Source organism: Dyella sp. 01N36 (assembly GCF_056399745.1).
This window is the reverse complement of the sequence record NZ_JBFTRY010000078.1, coordinates 1-16,021: the sequence shown is the minus strand read 5'-3', so window position 1 is coordinate 16,021 and position 16,021 is coordinate 1. Positions and strand designations below refer to the sequence as shown.

13 protein-coding genes are annotated in these 16,021 nt (G+C 62.8%); 12 read left to right on the top strand and 1 reads right to left on the bottom strand.

The features are described 5' to 3' along the window. Positions 1–87: 87 nt before the first annotated feature. The 11 genes from AC1DMG_RS13320 to AC1DMG_RS13270 all read left to right on the top strand — a co-directional run bounded on the left by AC1DMG_RS13320 (position 88) and on the right by AC1DMG_RS13270 (position 12,916). Positions 88–582, top strand: coding sequence for a GNAT family N-acetyltransferase (locus tag AC1DMG_RS13320; RefSeq protein ID WP_121878238.1), 495 nt, complete (start codon positions 88–90; stop codon positions 580–582). A gap of 9 nt (positions 583–591) precedes the next feature. After that, positions 592–1,575 (top strand): PhoH family protein, encoded by a 984-nt coding sequence (locus AC1DMG_RS13315; protein ID WP_477180607.1) that lies wholly within the window; start codon positions 592–594, stop codon positions 1,573–1,575. Next, complete coding sequence (gene ybeY / locus AC1DMG_RS13310) at positions 1,572–2,042, top strand: rRNA maturation RNase YbeY (RefSeq protein ID WP_477177981.1); 471 nt, start codon at positions 1,572–1,574, stop codon at positions 2,040–2,042. The genes AC1DMG_RS13315 and ybeY overlap by 4 nt, the downstream gene beginning before the upstream one ends. A gap of 438 nt (positions 2,043–2,480) precedes the next feature. Continuing rightward, the gene (locus tag AC1DMG_RS13305) at positions 2,481–3,752 is read left to right on the top strand and encodes an HlyD family secretion protein (RefSeq protein ID WP_477177980.1); all 1,272 of its coding nucleotides are present in this window, start codon (positions 2,481–2,483) and stop codon (positions 3,750–3,752) included. Between the two features lie 20 nt (positions 3,753–3,772). Further along, positions 3,773–5,035, top strand: coding sequence for a hypothetical protein (locus tag AC1DMG_RS13300; RefSeq protein ID WP_477180606.1), 1,263 nt, complete (start codon positions 3,773–3,775; stop codon positions 5,033–5,035). Then, on the top strand, positions 5,032–7,002 hold the full coding sequence (locus AC1DMG_RS13295; RefSeq protein ID WP_477177978.1) for a glycosyltransferase family 2 protein: 1,971 nt from the start codon (positions 5,032–5,034) through the stop codon (positions 7,000–7,002). The genes AC1DMG_RS13300 and AC1DMG_RS13295 overlap by 4 nt, the downstream gene beginning before the upstream one ends. Positions 7,003–7,016: 14 nt before the next feature. Beyond that, positions 7,017–8,540 (top strand): efflux transporter outer membrane subunit, encoded by a 1,524-nt coding sequence (locus AC1DMG_RS13290; RefSeq protein WP_477177977.1) that lies wholly within the window; start codon positions 7,017–7,019, stop codon positions 8,538–8,540. Between the two features lie 128 nt (positions 8,541–8,668). Further along, the gene (locus tag AC1DMG_RS13285; protein WP_477177976.1) at positions 8,669–9,517 is read left to right on the top strand and encodes an HlyC/CorC family transporter; all 849 of its coding nucleotides are present in this window, start codon (positions 8,669–8,671) and stop codon (positions 9,515–9,517) included. A gap of 38 nt (positions 9,518–9,555) precedes the next feature. Then, positions 9,556–10,788, top strand: a complete 1,233-nt coding sequence (locus AC1DMG_RS13280; RefSeq protein ID WP_477180608.1) for a lipoprotein N-acyltransferase Lnb domain-containing protein — start codon at positions 9,556–9,558, stop codon at positions 10,786–10,788. A 45-nt stretch (positions 10,789–10,833) separates the two neighbouring features. Next, the gene (gene corA, locus AC1DMG_RS13275) at positions 10,834–11,850 is read left to right on the top strand and encodes a magnesium/cobalt transporter CorA (protein WP_477177974.1); all 1,017 of its coding nucleotides are present in this window, start codon (positions 10,834–10,836) and stop codon (positions 11,848–11,850) included. 157 nt (positions 11,851–12,007) lie between these two features. Beyond that, positions 12,008–12,916 carry a hypothetical protein gene (locus tag AC1DMG_RS13270; protein WP_477180605.1) on the top strand — a complete coding sequence of 303 codons (909 nt, stop codon included), beginning with the start codon at positions 12,008–12,010 and terminating at the stop codon, positions 12,914–12,916. A 137-nt stretch (positions 12,917–13,053) separates the two neighbouring features. On the opposite strand, the gene AC1DMG_RS13265 is transcribed toward AC1DMG_RS13270, so the two are convergent. Beyond that, positions 13,054–15,129: a dipeptidyl-peptidase 5 gene (locus tag AC1DMG_RS13265; RefSeq protein WP_477177972.1), complete on the bottom strand. Its 2,076-nt coding sequence runs from the start codon at positions 15,127–15,129 to the stop codon at positions 13,054–13,056. 563 nt (positions 15,130–15,692) lie between these two features. Here AC1DMG_RS13265 and AC1DMG_RS13260 point away from each other — a divergent pair. Next, a partial coding sequence (locus tag AC1DMG_RS13260) for a pilin (protein WP_477180604.1) occupies positions 15,693–16,021 on the top strand: 329 nt, incomplete at its 3' end.

Sequence of the window (16,021 nt, the reverse complement as noted above, 5' to 3'; positions counted from 1 at the left end):
GTTCGTGGACGTGGTGATCACCGAGGCGATGAGCAACTCGCTGCGCGGCCGCGTCAAGCTCGCCGAAGAAGACATCGCGCTGGCCTCGTGACGGCGCCCATCTCGATCCGGGAAATCGGCGCCGACGAGTTCACCCTGGTCTGGCCGCTGTTCCGCAGCGTGGTGGCCGCGGGCGACACCTACAGTTACCCGCCCGACCTGAGCTTCGAACAGGCGCGCGACTGGTGGACTTCGCCGCCCACGCGCTGCTTTATCGCCGAACGCGAAAAACTGGTGCTGGGTTGCTACATGCTTCGCGCCAACCAGCCGGGCCTGGGCGACCACGTGGCCAACGCCGGCTACATGGTGTCACCCGCCGTGCGCGGCCAGGGCATCGCCTCGGTCATGTGCGAACATTCCATGGCGCTGGCCCGCGACGCGGGCTTCACCGCGATGCAGTTCAACTTTGTGGTCTCAACCAATACCTCCGCGGTGCGCCTATGGCAGCGCCACGGCTTCCGCATCGTTGGGCAGGTGCCGGGCGCATTCCGCCATGCCGCACATGGCCCGACCGATGTCTACGTGATGCACCGCCCTCTCTGACGCATACCGATGACCAACGGCCTCCATCAACGCGACTTTTCCCTCGAGCCGGAAGACAACGCACGGCTCTCCAATCTCTGCGGTCCCTTCGATGAGCATCTGCGCCAGATCGAGCTTCGCCTGGGCGTGGAGATCAATCATCGCGGCGCGCTGTTCCAGGTGATCGGCGAGGAAGCCGCGTCGCGCGCGGCGGAAAAAGTGCTGCAAGCGCTTTACCTCACGACCGAAAACGAATCGCTGAACGGCGCGAAGATCAATCTGCAGCTGGCCGACTCGGGCATCGAAGCCATCGTCAACGATACCGACGGCACGCAGGAAGTCACCATCCGGGTGAAGCGCGGTGTGATCAAGGGCCGCGGCCCCAACCAGGCGCGCTACCTGCATGCGATCACCACCCACGACATCAGCTTCGGCGTGGGCCMGGCCGGTACCGGCAAGACCTATCTCGCCGTCGCCAGCGCGGTCGAAGCACTCGAGGCCAATCGCGTGCAGCGCCTGTTGCTGGTGCGCCCGGCGGTGGAAKCGGGTGAAAAGCTCGGCTTCCTGCCCGGCGATCTTTCGCAGAAAGTCGACCCGTACCTGCGACCGCTCTACGACGCGCTGTACGAAATGCTGGGCTTCGAAAAAGTCGCCAAGCTGATCGAGCGCAACGTGATCGAGATCGCGCCGTTGGCCTATATGCGCGGCCGTACGCTCAACGATTCGTACGTCATTCTCGATGAAGCGCAGAACACCACCGTCGAGCAGATGAAGATGTTCCTGACGCGCATCGGCTTCGGCTCGGTGGCAGTGATTACGGGCGATGTGAGCCAGGTCGACCTGCCCCGCCACGTGCGCTCGGGCCTGCGCCATGCGGTGGAAGTGCTGCGCGGCGTGGACGGCATCAGCTTCACCTTCTTCACCTCGCGCGACGTGGTGCGCCACCCGCTGGTGGCGAAGATCGTGCGTGCGTACGAGGCGTTCGAGCAGACGTCCGAAGAGCCGCCGCGATGAGCGCTGCCGTAACCGTTTCTGTGGGCTACGCCGCATCGCGCAAAGGCGTGCCGGCGGCGGCAAGCTTTCGCCAGTGGGTCGAAGCAGCGCTGCGCGGCGCGAAGCGGCGCAAGACCACCGAGCTTTCGATCCGCATCGTGGACAGCAAGGAAGGACGCACACTCAACCGCGACTATCGTGGCAAGGATTACGCGACCAACGTCCTGTCCTTCCCGGTGGAGCTTCCACCCGGCGTCAACCTGCCGCTTATCGGCGACCTGGTGATCTGCGCACCGGTCGTGGCGCGCGAGGCGGCGGAGCAAGGCAAACCATCGCGCCACCATTGGGCGCATATGACGGTGCATGGCGTGCTTCATCTCATCGGTTACGACCATATCGACGACCAGGAAGCCGAACAGATGGAAGCGCTCGAAACGCGCATCCTGGCAGGACTCGGCATCGACGATCCCTACGCCGTCGACGACTGACGGCGCCATCCGCTTCGCAGGCTTTTGCGCTACAAACTCGCGCTCATCAAAACCAGCACGCGAAAAACAGCGCGCAACTGGTTGATCGCTGTCATCGATCCATCTCATACCCTGCTGCAATGCGTCAGCTTGATGTCAATCGTGCGTCCTGCGCGAGTGACGCGTATTCATTTTTTGAACTGATATCTAACTGTTCCTGAGCGTTTTCCCGGTCGAAGACAGGCGAGGTTCATCGCCAAGGCACTATTCCTTTCCGGGTCCGGTAAGTGACGCATCGCATCAACGAGGAAACGTCATCCGACGTCGCGGCACGTAAGCCACCCTTCCTCCGGACTTCAATTCACTGGCCGCCATCTCCGCGAGATGTGCCTATTTCCGCCCCGCTTCGGCGCACGGGTGCAGGCGTCTGCGTGACGTCACTTGCCAAAGGCGAATGTTTTGAAGACCGACCTCCTGCCCACCGAACGCTTTCCCCATACCGCCGCTGCACCATCCAGAGAACTGGCACCTACACGCAAGTCCTCGCTCGCGATCGTGCCACGCCTGGCTGGCTATGGACTGCTGGGTTTCATCGCATGGCTGCTGATCTCCACGCTGCTCGAGCCCTGGCTTTCGAACCGCGCCACGCGCGCCGTGCTCAACGCCCCCGCCATGCTTATCACCACGCCCATCAGCGGCACCGTCAGTGAACTGCATGCACAGATCGGGCAGCCGATCGAACCGGGCCAGACGATTGCCGTCATCAAGAACAACACCGTGGCACGCGATTCGCTGACTACTTTGCTGACCCAGCGACTCGATCTGCAGAGCCGACTCGATGATCTCGACCATCGCATCCAGGCGGATCAACGCATGCTCGAGTACGTCAACCACCAGTACGACCAGTATCAGAACGCCAATGTGTCGCAGCTGAAGAACAACTACGCGTCGCTGCAGGCGCAGCAGGATGCAGCCTCGGCCAAGCTGGAAGAGCTGGACAGCAAATACCAGCGTGCGATGACCTTGCAGCGCGATGGCGCCGTGAGCGCGGCCACCGTGTCGGCGGCGCGCGCCGAGGCGGACGCTGCCCGCAATGAAGCCGATGCACTGGACAAAAGCGCCAACGGCATGGGCGCCAGCATCGCCGCCGCACAACGCGGCATCTATGTTGCTTCGGGTCAGAGCAGCAACGACCAACTGACCCAGCTTTCGCAGAGGCGCGCCGACCTGCAGAGCAGCATCACCGGTGAGCAGGCCCAGCTGGACGCACTGAACAAGCAGATGAGCGACCTCAACAACCTGGTCAACCACGAACAGGATCGCGTGCAAGCGCTCTCCGATTACGCGGTGAAAGCCTTCGGCAACGGTGCGGCGCAAGACATCGTGGCACCCGTCGGCACCCAGGTGACGGCCGGAGCAACCCTGGTACGTGCCTCCGATTGCAGCAAGACCGACGTGGTTGCTGTCTTCCCGGCCCGGATGGCTGGACGACTGAACGTGGGCACGAAGTTGCGCGTGCAGATCGAACCTTCAGGTCGATCACACGATGCGCACATCTCGCAAATCCTGCCCACCGCKAACGAAGCGCTGCAGAACGGCTACAGCGCCCCCTTCCCGTATGCCGAAGATGGCTCGGTCTACGCGCTCGCCCAGTGGGACACGCAAGACGGCGCCAATGCCGGCATACCGGCGTGCACCCCGGGACGCAGCGTCACGGCGAGCCTGCGTTGACCTCATCCTTGGAGGCCGGCATGTTGATACGACGACCTTACATCTCCGGCATCGGGCTGCTGCTGGCCGTGATGGCATCCAGTCCCGCACTGTCGACGGGCGTGACCCAGCAACAACTTGCCGACAGCACGTGCTCGGTGCTGCGCTCGGCGGCCGCAGCCACTCCCGGGCAAGGGCCGATGCTGTTGCCGAGCTACCCCAATCTGCAACCCGGATCGGTGAGGGCGCTCGAGAATGTCGCCTTCGTCTACGACAACGCGCTGGCCGGCATCGCCCTAACCGCCTGTGGCGACACAGCGCAGGCCAAACGCATCGCGGACGCACTGCTGATCGCCGCATCGCATGACCCCACGTTCAAGGATGGCCGTCTTCGCAACGCCTATCGCAGCGGTGCGATCGCGGGCGACAAGGTGGAGTTGCCCGGCTACTGGGAGAGCAAGGGCAACTATTGGAGTCAGGATCCTTACCAGGTGGGCACGGCCACCGGTAATGCGGCGTGGGCATCGCTATTGCTGCTGACCGTCTATGACAGCAGTCACGACCGACGCTACCTGGATGGCGCCGTAGCCCAGCTGCACTGGATACAGGCCCACACCCTGGGCACGGCGCCCGCCGCATACGAAGGCGGACTGTTCGGCTACGACAACGCCCAGCGCCCGCAGCACTGGAAAGCGACGGAACACAATCTGGACGTCTATGCGGCTGCGACATGGGCCGGACGCGAGACGGGCGATGCCGCGCTGGCACAACAGGCCAGGGTTGCCGGCGACTTTGTGAAGTCGATGTGGGACCCGACCCAACATCGGTTTTTCGTGGGAACCCTCGACGACGGCAAGACGCTTTCCCGTGACAAATCAGGCCTCGATGCGCAGGTGTGGCCCTTGCTCGCTTTCGATTCGCACCCTGCTGACTGGAACCAGGTGTGGCCCTGGATCGAGTCGCAACATCGCAGCGGCGACGGCTACGGGTATCGCCGCCAGCCTGATGGCGTATGGACCGAGGGAACGGCGCAGGTCGCCACGACGTTACAGGCGAGCGGCAAACCGGTACCCGACACGCTGTGGCAGCTGCTGACCGCACAGCGCAGCGCCAGCGGCATGCTCTACGCCACGCCGCAACCGCGCATCGCCACCGACTTTGCGATTGGCCCAACTTCCACCTACGCCGACTTTTTCTACTACCACCAGCCCCATCTCGGCGCGACGGCCTGGACGGCCCTGGCGGCCAAGGGCTGGAATCCCCTGGTCGGTCGCACGATTCGCCACGCGGAGCAGGCGCCATGAGTTTTCCCTTCGACGACATGTCCATGCTCGAGGTGATTGGACTAACCGTGCTGCTGGGTGCGGGGATGGCACGCTTTGCCAATCCGCATCGCCCGTTCGACCGCCTGCTGTTCGGATTGCTGTCCGGCGGTCTACTGCTGCGATACGCGCTCTGGCGCAGCGCCGACACGCTGCCGGATGCCACGCATGGTGTTGCCAGCGTGTGGTCCTACGTGTTCTACGCATTCGAGATGGTCTCCATCGTGTACACCCTGGCGGCCATCGCCGTGATGGTGCGTCGGCGCGACAACCGCCCGCAGGCCGATGCCGGCGAAAAGCGCCTGCGTGCAGCGGGTGCGAACGTGCCCGCAGTCGACGTCTTCATTGCCACCTATAACGAAGACTGGCAGATCCTGGAAAAGACCATCGTCGCCGCCAAGGCGATCGATTATCCGAAGGTCGCCGTATGGGTATTGGACGATACGCGCCGCGACTGGCTGCGCGACCGTTGCGCCGAGCTTGGCGTGAACTACGCCCGTCGGCCCGACAACCGCCACGCCAAAGCGGGCAACCTCAACAACGGCCTGCGGCTCTCCGCCGACCACACCAATGCACCCTACATCCTGGTGCTGGACGCCGACTTTGCGGCGCAGAAAAACATCCTCTACCGCATACTCGGCCTGTTCGCCGATCCCAAAGTGGCGCTCGTGCAGACGCCACAGTTCTACTACAACGCCGATCCGATCCAGCACAATCTGGGTGCGACGGATAGCTGGGTGGACGAGCAACGCGTGTTCTTCGACGTGTTCCAGCCTTCGCGCGACGCGTGGGACTCGGCGTTCTGCGTGGGCACTTCGTTCGTGATTTCGCGCAAGGCGATCACGGACGCCGGCGGCTTTCCGACCGACAGCGTGTGCGAAGACATCCACACCACCTATCTGCTGCGACGAAGCGGCTATATCACGCGATGGCTCAACGAACGCCTTTCGGTGGGACTGTCGGCCGAGGGACTGGTGGAGTACATCAACCAGCGCGGCCGCTGGTGCCTTGGCACCATGCAGGTGGCCTTGCTCAAGGACGGCCCCTTGCGCGGCTCGGGCTACAAACTGATCGACCGCCTGCATTACATCCACGGCATGCTGCACTGGATCGGCAAACCGTTCCTGCTGATGATGCTGGTGGCGCCGGTGTTGTACTGGTACTTCGGCATCGCCGCGTTTTACACCTCCCCTGAGCGATTCCTGTACTACGGATTGCCGGCCCTGATCGGCTTCTGGTTCTACGGTCCGTGGATCACCGAACGCAGGACGCTGCCCATCTTCACCGAGGTGACGCAGCTGGTGGCGGCCTACGCCGTGACCCGAACCATCATCTCGGCCTGCTTCCGTCCGTTTGGACGTCCGTTCAAGGTCACCGCCAAAGGACTGGATCGCAGCAAGGTCGTGGTGCACTGGAGACTCGCCGGATTCTTCATCGCGCTGATGCTCCTCCTCCAGGCCGGCGCGGCCAACACCATCATGAAGGCCGACATGAGTGCGGGCACGGTGTTCAACCTTGGCTGGACGCTGATTGCCCTGGTGCTCAACCTGGCTGCCATCATGGCCTGCGTGGACCTTCCGCGACTGCGCCAGGAGGAACGGTTTCCCTTCAGCCGCACCGCACGCTGGCGTGTCGGTGCGCAGGAGGAGAGCAGCCAATTCATCGACATCTCGCTCAGCGGCGCTGCCCTGCGTCGCGGCCCTGGCATGCCTGCCCGCGGCGAGCGGCTGCGCGTCCTGGTTCCCGAGGTGGGCTGGGTACCGGCACGAGTCGCTCGCCACAGCAAGCGGCGACTGTGTGTGCACTTTGAAACCAATGAAGCATTGCGGCATCGATTGATCGAACTGATCTTCAGCCAGGCGCCGCACAACATCGCCATCAAGGCGCGGCCGCTGCGTGCCTTCCTGCGCCTGGCGCGTCTCGCCGGCCTGCCCATTCCGCCGCGCTGAATCCGGAGATACCCATGAAGCCCTTGATTGCCGCTGTATCGCTTACGACGTGCCTGCTGGCCGCCTGCACGATGGAGCCCACTTATCAGCGCCCGACCATGCCAGTCCCCAACCGTTATCCCGAACAGGCAAGGCCCACCCAGGCCGCGACAACGCCCGCACCAGCGCCAGCGCCGGCGATGCCCGAACTGGAATGGCGTGACTTCTTCAAGGACCCGGTACTGCAGCGCTTGATCGAAATTGCGCTGGACAACAATCGCGACCTGCGCATCGCCGCCGCCAATATGGCCGAGGCACGCGCGGGCTATGGCGTGGCGCGTGCGAATCTGTTTCCCGAAATCGATCTGCAGGGCTACGCCGGACGCCAGCGTCTGCCCGGAATGACCCAACAACCGAGCAACGGACTGCTGGGCCCGATCCAGAACAACCGAACCACCGCCGCCTCGTTCAATACCTTCCAGGCGCAGGCCGGCATGACCAATTACGAACTCGATTTCTTCGGCCACCAACGCGCCATTGCACATGAGTCGGGCAAGCTGGCCGAGGCCAGCGCCGCCGACTACCAGGCCGCCCGCATCGCCGTGATCGGCGAGGTCGCCGACGCCTATCTGGCACTCAACGCCGATCGCGCGCTGCTGCAATTGGCCCAACAGACGCTCGCCGCGCAGCAGCAACACGCGCAGGTGATGCAGAACGCCTTCAGGGACGGTGGCGTGTCGGAGTTCGACATGCGTCGCTCCCAGACCCAGGTAAGCGCCGCCCAGGTGGACGTGGAAGACGTACAGACCCGCATCGCCAAGGACATCAATGGCATTACGGTGCTGATCGGCCAGCCGTTGCCGGCGGGTTACGGCACACCGAGCCAGTGGCAGGCGCCTCTGTTGACCAACGTACCGGCAGGCCTACCCTCGTCCTTGCTCGATCGCCGTCCCGACATCGTGGCTGCCGAGGATCGCCTTCGTGCGGCCAATGCCGACATCGGCCGCGCCCGTGCGGCCTTCTTCCCGAACATTGCACTCACTGCCGCGCTGGGCGCCTTGAGCGGTGGCCTCTCCAACCTGTTTTCGGCCGGCTCGCTGGCGTGGAACGCCGGTGCTTCGGCAGCCATGCCGCTGCTGGACTGGGGCAAGAACAAGAATGAGCTCTCTGCGAGCAAGGCCCGCTACACCGGCGCCACGGCCGCCTACGAGGGCACCGTCCAGCAGGCCTTCCGCGAAGTGGCCGACGCGCTGGCCGTGCGCGACCACATCGTGCCCGAGCTCAAGGCCCAGCAGGAGCTGGTCGACCAGTCGCAACGCGTCTATGGCATTTCGCAGGTCCGCTTCAAGGAGGGCATGGACGATTACATCGCCACCCAGGATGCTCAGCGCTCGCTCTATGCCGCCCAGCAAAAGCTGGTCGGCCTGCAGCTCGACCAGGCGGTGAACCAGGTGAACCTCTATAAGGCCCTGGGCGGCGGCTGGAATGGCCGTGTCGGGCAGACGGCCGGGGTCGCCAGGGCGCCGTCGCCACCGGCGGGGGCGGCCAGCGCCCGATGAATTCCTCACGGCCTGGGCGGGGCCGCCCTTGCTGTATCGGACCCCTCCCCTGCCTTGTTCCTGAATCGTCACGAATTTTCCGCTAGACTGGCCATTCCGCCCGGATTCGGGCTGCATCCGCACGAGTAATGAACGAGGACCCTGGCAGTACCAGCGGCCCGGCCAACCGTAGTTGGTGGGATCGACTGGGCCATCTGTTTTCCGGCGAGCCGCGCAACCGCAAAGAGCTCATCGACGAGCTGCGCACCGCCCAGGCCAACGGCCTGATGTCGATCGACACCCTGACCATGGTCGAGGGTGCGATCAAGGTCACCGAGCTCAGCGTGGATGACGTCATGATCCCGCGCACGCAGATCGTGATGCTCTCGGCCGAAGCGCCGCTGCGCGAGATCCTCGACACCGTGGTCGAATCCGGCCACTCGCGCTTCCCCGTGCACGGCGAAGACAAGGACGACATCCTCGGCATCCTGCTCGCCAAAGACCTGCTGCGTTTCGTTGGCAATGGCGATCATTTCGACATCGCCAGCGTGCTGCGTCCGGCGGTGCTTATTCCCGAATCCATGCGCCTCAACGTGCTGCTGGCGGAGTTTCGCCACACGCGCAACCACATGGCGCTGGTGGTGGACGAATACGGCGGCGTCGCCGGCCTGATCACCATCGAAGATGTGCTTGAGCAAATCGTCGGCGAGATCGACGACGAGCACGACGATGAAGAAGAACCCACGCTGATGCACGAGCAATCGGGCGGCGGCTGGGTGGTCAGCGCGCTCACGCCGATCGCGGATTTCAACGAACAGACCGGCGCCAACTTCTCCGACGAGGAGTTCGACACGGTGGGCGGCATGTGCACCTCCGAATTCGGCCATCTGCCGGAAGTGGGCGAGGAAATCGCCATTGGCGACTATCTGTTCCACGTCACCGAAGCGGACGATCGCCGCGTGCAGGCGTTCCGCGTGACCCGCCAGCAGGAAAGCTGAACGTGCAGCGTCGTGCTGGGACGCCGGCCTCGCCGCGCCTGAGTCCTTTTATCGCCAGCGTAGCCAGCCTGGTGCTGTGCTGCCTGCTGCTGTGGCCCTCGCACGCGCGTGCCGGCGTGGCCAATGCGCCGGGCAGCAACCTGGAAGTGTCGCTGATCACCTATGGTCCCGGCGACACCTACTGGGAACGCTTCGGACACGACGCCATCGAGCTGCGCGACAGCGTGAGCGGCGAAGCGGTGACCTTCAACTACGGCGTGTTCGACTTCGACGAAAGCGGCTTCCTGCTGCATTTCGCGCAGGGCCAGATGCACTACCTGATGGACGCCGCGCCCTCCGACGTCGACCAGCACTACTACGCCGAAGTCGGTCGCTCAGTGACACGCCAGCGCCTGGCCTTCACCCCGGCCCAGGCGGCCGACATGCGCGACTACCTGCTGTGGAACCTCCAGCCCGAGAACGCGCGCTACGACTACGACTACTACGTGCGCAACTGCGCCACCCGCGTACGCGATGCACTCGACAAGGCACTCGGCGGCATCCTGAAGCCGCAGCTCGAAGCACGCCCAGGCGGCATGACGTTTCGCCAGCAGACCGCGCGCTTGATGAGTCAGCAGGCCTGGCTGATGCTGATCCTCGATCTCGGCCTGGGTCCCTACGCCGACCAGCCGCTCAATGCCTGGCAGGAAGCATTCCTGCCGATGGAACTGCAGCAAGCCGTCAGCCACGTCACGGTGAAGAACACCGACGGCCATGCGCAACCGCTGGTCATTGGCGAACAGGTGGTGTCGCCCAATCGTCTCGATGCACCGCCGGCAACCGCCCCTGATCTTCGTCTCCCATTGGCCCTGGCCGGGCTGGTCTTTGCTGTCCTGCTGATCGCCGCCCACCGTTTTGCCCCAGTCCTTGGCGCCCTGCTCGGTTCGCTGTACCTGCTGCTGGCCGGCTTCGTAGGCATCGCGCTGCTGATCCTGTGGACGCTTACCACGCACCACTCCGCATGGGCCAACGCGAATCTGCTGCTGTTCAATCCCCTGGCCATCCTGCTGCTGCCGGCGTGGTGGCGTTCGCGCAAACACCTCGCCGCCTCGCGTTTCGCCACTGGCGTGATCATGCTGCAGCTGCTCGCCGTGCTGATCGCCTGCCTGCTGCATGTGCTGCCCGGTGTGGTGCAACAGAACCAGCCGTGGCTGCTGTTTGCGTTGCCGATCTGGCTGATGATGGCCTGGTGCATGCGTAGCCAGCGGGTGACCAACGTCGCGACGGCGTGAACCATTGTCGTTGCCCTGTCTTCCATGCCGGCGCATCATTTGCGCATGGATATGACCACCGCCAAACCCGCTGGCCTCACCCCTGCTTCCTCGATGGTCGTCAACTGCGTCGCCTACCGCTTCGACGGGCAACGCATCGGCGACATCAGTGTCGATGACATCAGCGAAATACTGAAGCAGCCCGACACGTTCGTGTGGGTCGGTTTGCACGAGCCGGACGAGTCCCTGCTGCACAAGCTGCAGGAGGAATTCGACCTGCATGATCTTGCGATTGAGGATGCCCAGGCGGCACACCAGCGCACCAAGATCGAAACCTACGGCGATTCGCTTTTCGTGGTAGTGCAGACAGCACAACTGGTGAGCGGGCATCTAGCCTTTGGCGAGACGCATGTGTTCCTGGGCCAACGCTATCTGGTGACGGTGCGCCACGGCGCCTCGCTCTCCTACGCCCCCGCCCGGCGCAACTGCGAACACACGCCGGACCTGCTCGCGCTGGGGCCGGCCTATGGTCTGTATGGCGTGCTCGACTACATCGTCGACAACCTGCTGCCCATCGTGCGCGACTTCCGCGAGGAGCTGCAGGAGCTGGAGAAGGATATCTTCTCCGACACCTTCAGGCGCAGCACAATCCGTCGTCTATAYGACATGCAGCGCGACCTGATGACCTTGCGGCTCGCGGTGGCGCCGATGCAGGACATCATCAGCCAGCTGGTGCGACAGCATCCGCAACTGATTCCAGACGAACTGCGCGCTTATTTCCGCGACGTGTACGACCACGTGTTCCGCGTCAATGAGTCGATCAGCGCCATGCGCGAGATGCTCGCCGCCGCCATCAACGTGAACTTGTCGCTGGTTACGTTCGGCCAGAACGAAGTGATGAAACGCCTCGCCGGCTACGCCGCCATGCTCGCCGCACCGACACTGATCACCAGTTGGTACGGCATGAACTTCGCGCACATGCCGGAGCTCAATAAGCCGTGGGCGTACCCTGCCATCATTGGCATTGTGGCGGTACTGGTAGGCAGTATTTATTACGTGCTCAAACGAAGCAAATGGCTCTAAGGACTCACTTTCCGCGCTCCACCTGTTCGACCAAAGCGAGCCGCCGCACCAGCCTGCGCCCTGACCAAGAAGTCGTACTACCCTGTCGCCGTCAATACGATGCCGCCAAACCGGGATAGTTCCGGTCGGCTTGAACACTCATCTTCCGGGGAGATCCATGCCCGTTTCCATACAACTTAAGCGCCTAAAATCTGCGCTTCGCCGGCATGTACTGCCAGAGGCAGAACGGCAGCTTCTGGCTACCGGCAAGCTGCTGTCCGACAGTGTCAAGGCCAAGAAGAATATCCAAGGCCTGGAAGATGTCGAATTCAGGATTTTCTCGCAGTGGGGTGACGACGGAATCATTCAGTGGCTCACCGCCCACCTCGATTTTCCGTCCAAAACATTTGTCGAGTTTGGCGTCGAGAATTACCGCGAATCCAACACGCGATTCCTGATGATGAACAACAATTGGTCCGGCCTCATCATGGACGGAGGAAAACAAAACATCGAAGAGATCATCGGGTCGGAGTACTACTGGCGATACGATCTGACGGCCAAGGAGGCATTCATTGATAGGGAGAACATCAACGAATTGCTCAGATTATCCGGACTCCCAACCGATATTGGCCTGCTCCATATCGATCTTGACGGGAACGACTACTGGATTCTCAACGAGATCGATGCCRTAGTGCCAACGCTATTAATCCTTGAGTACAACAGTGTGTTCGGGTTGGACCGGGCGATCACCGTTCCGTACGACAAGTCGTTCCAACGATCAAGGGCACATAGCAGCAATCTCTATTTCGGCGCGTCGCTCAGAGCCCTTCATCAGCTCGCATCTGCCAAGGGCTACGCCTTTGTCGGATGCAATAGCGCAGGCAATAACGCTTACTTCGTCAAGAGAGACGCCCTCAATGCGATCGTATGTGAGATACCGCTGGAACAGGGTTTTGTACTCTCGAAGTTCAGAGAGAGCAGAGCCCCCGATGGGGCACTCACCTACTTGAGCGGCGCGGACAGACTTCTTGCCATCAAGGGACTTCCAGTCTTCAACACAGATACTGGGCAGCTGGAAAAACTCTGATTCAGCAATGCTGCATCAGGAGCATCGCGGCGAAACGACGCCAAGAACGACCCGGCGTCGCCGTATGACACCGACGCCAGTCAAAAGTCCAGGAACAGCTCAAAGCCCCCGCTGCACGCTGCAGCGGGGGCTGCCGATCAATGAGACGACGCCGGGGTTTGCTCAACCGTCCACTGCTTCAGCCACGCATTGACCGTCTCATGCCACTGCACGCTGTTCTGCGGCTTGAGCACCCAATGGTTCTCGTCCGGGAAGTGCAGCAGCTTGCTCGGGATGCCGCGACGCTGCAGCGCCGTGAAGGCACCCAGGCCCTGCGTATCGGGAATACGGAAGTCCTTGGCCGAATGCACGACCAGCATCGGCACGCGCCAATCCTTGACGTGGTTGACCGGGTTGAACTTCTCGTAGTTTTCCGGATGCTCGTACTGCGTGCCGCCATTCTCGCGCTCTTCGAACCAGAGCTCTTCGGTGTCGTAATACATGGCACGCGCGTCGAACACGCCGTCATGGTCCACCAGGCACTTCCACGGCTGGTTCCACACACCGGCGATCCAGTAAATCATGTAGCCGCCGTAGCTGGCGCCCAGCGCGCAAGCGCGATCGCCGTCGAGGAAGCTGTACTTCGACAGCGCAGCACTCCAGCCCGCCTTGAGATCTTCCAGCGGCTTGCCGCCCCAGTCGCCAGAGATCGAATCGGTGAACGCCTGGCCGTAGCCCGTCGAACCATGGAAGTTGATGGTGACCACGGCAAAGCCCTGGCCCGCATACGTCTGCGGATTCCAGCGATAACTCCAGCTGTTGTTCATGGCGCCCTGCGGACCGCCATGGATGATGAAGGCCACCGGATACTTCTTGCCGGCCTTGTAGCCCACCGGCTTCACCACATAGCCCTGCACGGATTCGTTGTTCCAACCCTTGAAGGTGAAGAACTCCGGCTCGCCCATCTGGGTCTTCTTGAGCTGTTCGGCGTTGTAATGCGTGATCTGCTTGAGGCCCTTGCCCTGCAGATCGGCGACATAGAGATCCGCCGAACGCTTCAGATCATCGCGCTGCACGAGCAGCGACGACTTGCCGAGCGAATAGCCGCCCACTTCGCCGTTGCTGACGAGCGTGGTGGTCTTGCCGCTGGCCACGTCGACGGCAAACAGCGGATGCTGACCGTTGTCGTCGGCGGTGACATAAAGCGTCTTGCCATCGGCCGACACCTGCATGCCACCCGCGGAGCGATCCCAGCTCGGCGCCACTTCGCGCTTCTGCCCGCTGGCAAGGTCCAGCGCCATGATGCGGAAGCGATCGGCTTCGGACACCGGCACCTTCATGGCGAGGTAGTACAGCGTCTTGCCATCCGGCGACGGCACCGGGAACGCGTCCCACGCCAGGTTCTCGGCCGTGAGGTTGCGCGGTGCGGCGGAGCCATCGGCCGGCACGCTATAGACATCGAAATTGGTCGACCACGGCTCGCTGTTGCCGGCGATGCGCACGTCGAAATACACGGTCTTGCCATCGGGCGAGAAGCTGAACTCGCCATCATCACCGAACGGCTTGCTCGGCACATCGCCACCGATGCCACGCGTCAGCAGCATGGGTTGCGCCGTGGGCTGATCAAGATCGGCGATGTAGAGCTGCGCGCGACGACCGTCAGCCCAGGTATCCCAGTGACGCACGAAGAGCCTGTCGTAAACCGTGCCCGAGGCCTTGTCCTTGGCGCGGCCGTCCAGACGCTCCTTGGTGCAGGCCAGATCGGCGCAGTCGGTGAACACACCGAAGGTCAGCAAGGCTTTCTTGCCATCGGGCGAAAGCTTGTAGCCGTCGACATCGATCGGCGCGTGCGTCACCTGCGCTGCCGTGGCCGATGCGCCCAAGGGGCGACGCCACAGCTGCGAGACGCCATCCTTGTCGGCAACGTAATAGATGGCCGAACCGTCGGGCGCCCAGCGCGGCGAGGAAGCTTTTTCCACCAGCTTGACCGGCGCGCCGCCCTTGGCCACGTCAAGCACATAAATCGAAGTGACGCCCTTGTTCGCTGCGTAATCCGTGGCACGCACGGTATAGAGCGCCTGGCGACCATCCGGCGACAGCTGCGGATCGCCAACGCGATCCATCATCACCAGATCGCGGATAGTGAAAGGGTGGGTACCGTGGTTTTCGACCTCAGCCGCCACGGCAGAAGGTCCGGCCAGCGCAAGCGCCAGCGCGACAAACAAGGGTTTCATTGGGTGGGGTTCCTGGGTGTTGCGAAAGCGGTGACGGTACGAGTCGACGGGGGTCCGAGGCAAGGCACGGTGCGGCATGGGGAGCCACAGCAGCGAGGCGAACAGGTAGCTGGTCGGACCGCCAGCCTCGAACGTAGCGCTCTCATCGCCCCCTTGGCAGCCTGAAAGTTGGCGAAAACACCTCAGAAAGCGCCCGTCAAAACCCAAGGGAAGTGACCATCCCGAGCACTTTGAGACGGGGGTCTCACAAATCAACTGACGTGCAACGTCACTTTCTGCCCCGCTTTAGCATGCCGATCCACCGCAGCGAGACGGGCTCGACAATCCTGCAAAAAGCCTGATCCAATCAGGTTGCCGGGTCTCGTGACCCTATGCACAATCCACACACCCGCTACCCAGCGGGGACCTGCCAAGTGGCACAAGTGGCACATAACGTGCTGCAATTGCCGCGAGCTTCCTGGTCGTTCCAGGCCGCAGTAAGGGGGTCCGTTCCCGCCTAGGGGGAATCGGGACCGGGGCTCAGGGGGCATTACCGGTTAGCTAACCAAAACAGAGGAACAACCATGAAGAACGTGCAGAAGGGCTTTACCCTGATCGAATTGATGATCGTCGTGGCGATCATCGCGATCCTGGCCGCCATCGCCATCCCGCAGTACCAGAACTACATCACCAAGTCGCAGTTCTCGGAGTCGCAGACGATTGCTGACGGCCTGAAGACGCCGATCGTTGAGTACTACAACCAGACCGGTTCTTGCCCGACTGTCACCACCGCCTCGGCCACCACCGGCTTCCTGCCGGGCGTGAGCTACTCGGGCAAGTACGTGCAGAGCGCAACTATCGCCCCTTCCGGCACCACCTGTGCCGTGACGCTGACCTTCAAGGGCACCGGCTC

Coding starts and splice junctions, on each gene's coding strand:
- AC1DMG_RS13265 (WP_477177972.1), bottom strand. CDS start 15,129: ATGAAACCCTTGTTTGTCGCGCTGGCGCTTGCGCTGGCCGGACCTTCT.
- AC1DMG_RS13285 (WP_477177976.1), top strand. CDS start 8,669: ATGAACGAGGACCCTGGCAGTACCAGCGGCCCGGCCAACCGTAGTTGG.
- AC1DMG_RS13300 (WP_477180606.1), top strand. CDS start 3,773: ATGTTGATACGACGACCTTACATCTCCGGCATCGGGCTGCTGCTGGCC.
- AC1DMG_RS13295 (WP_477177978.1), top strand. CDS start 5,032: ATGAGTTTTCCCTTCGACGACATGTCCATGCTCGAGGTGATTGGACTA.
- AC1DMG_RS13290 (WP_477177977.1), top strand. CDS start 7,017: ATGAAGCCCTTGATTGCCGCTGTATCGCTTACGACGTGCCTGCTGGCC.
- ybeY (WP_477177981.1), top strand. CDS start 1,572: ATGAGCGCTGCCGTAACCGTTTCTGTGGGCTACGCCGCATCGCGCAAA.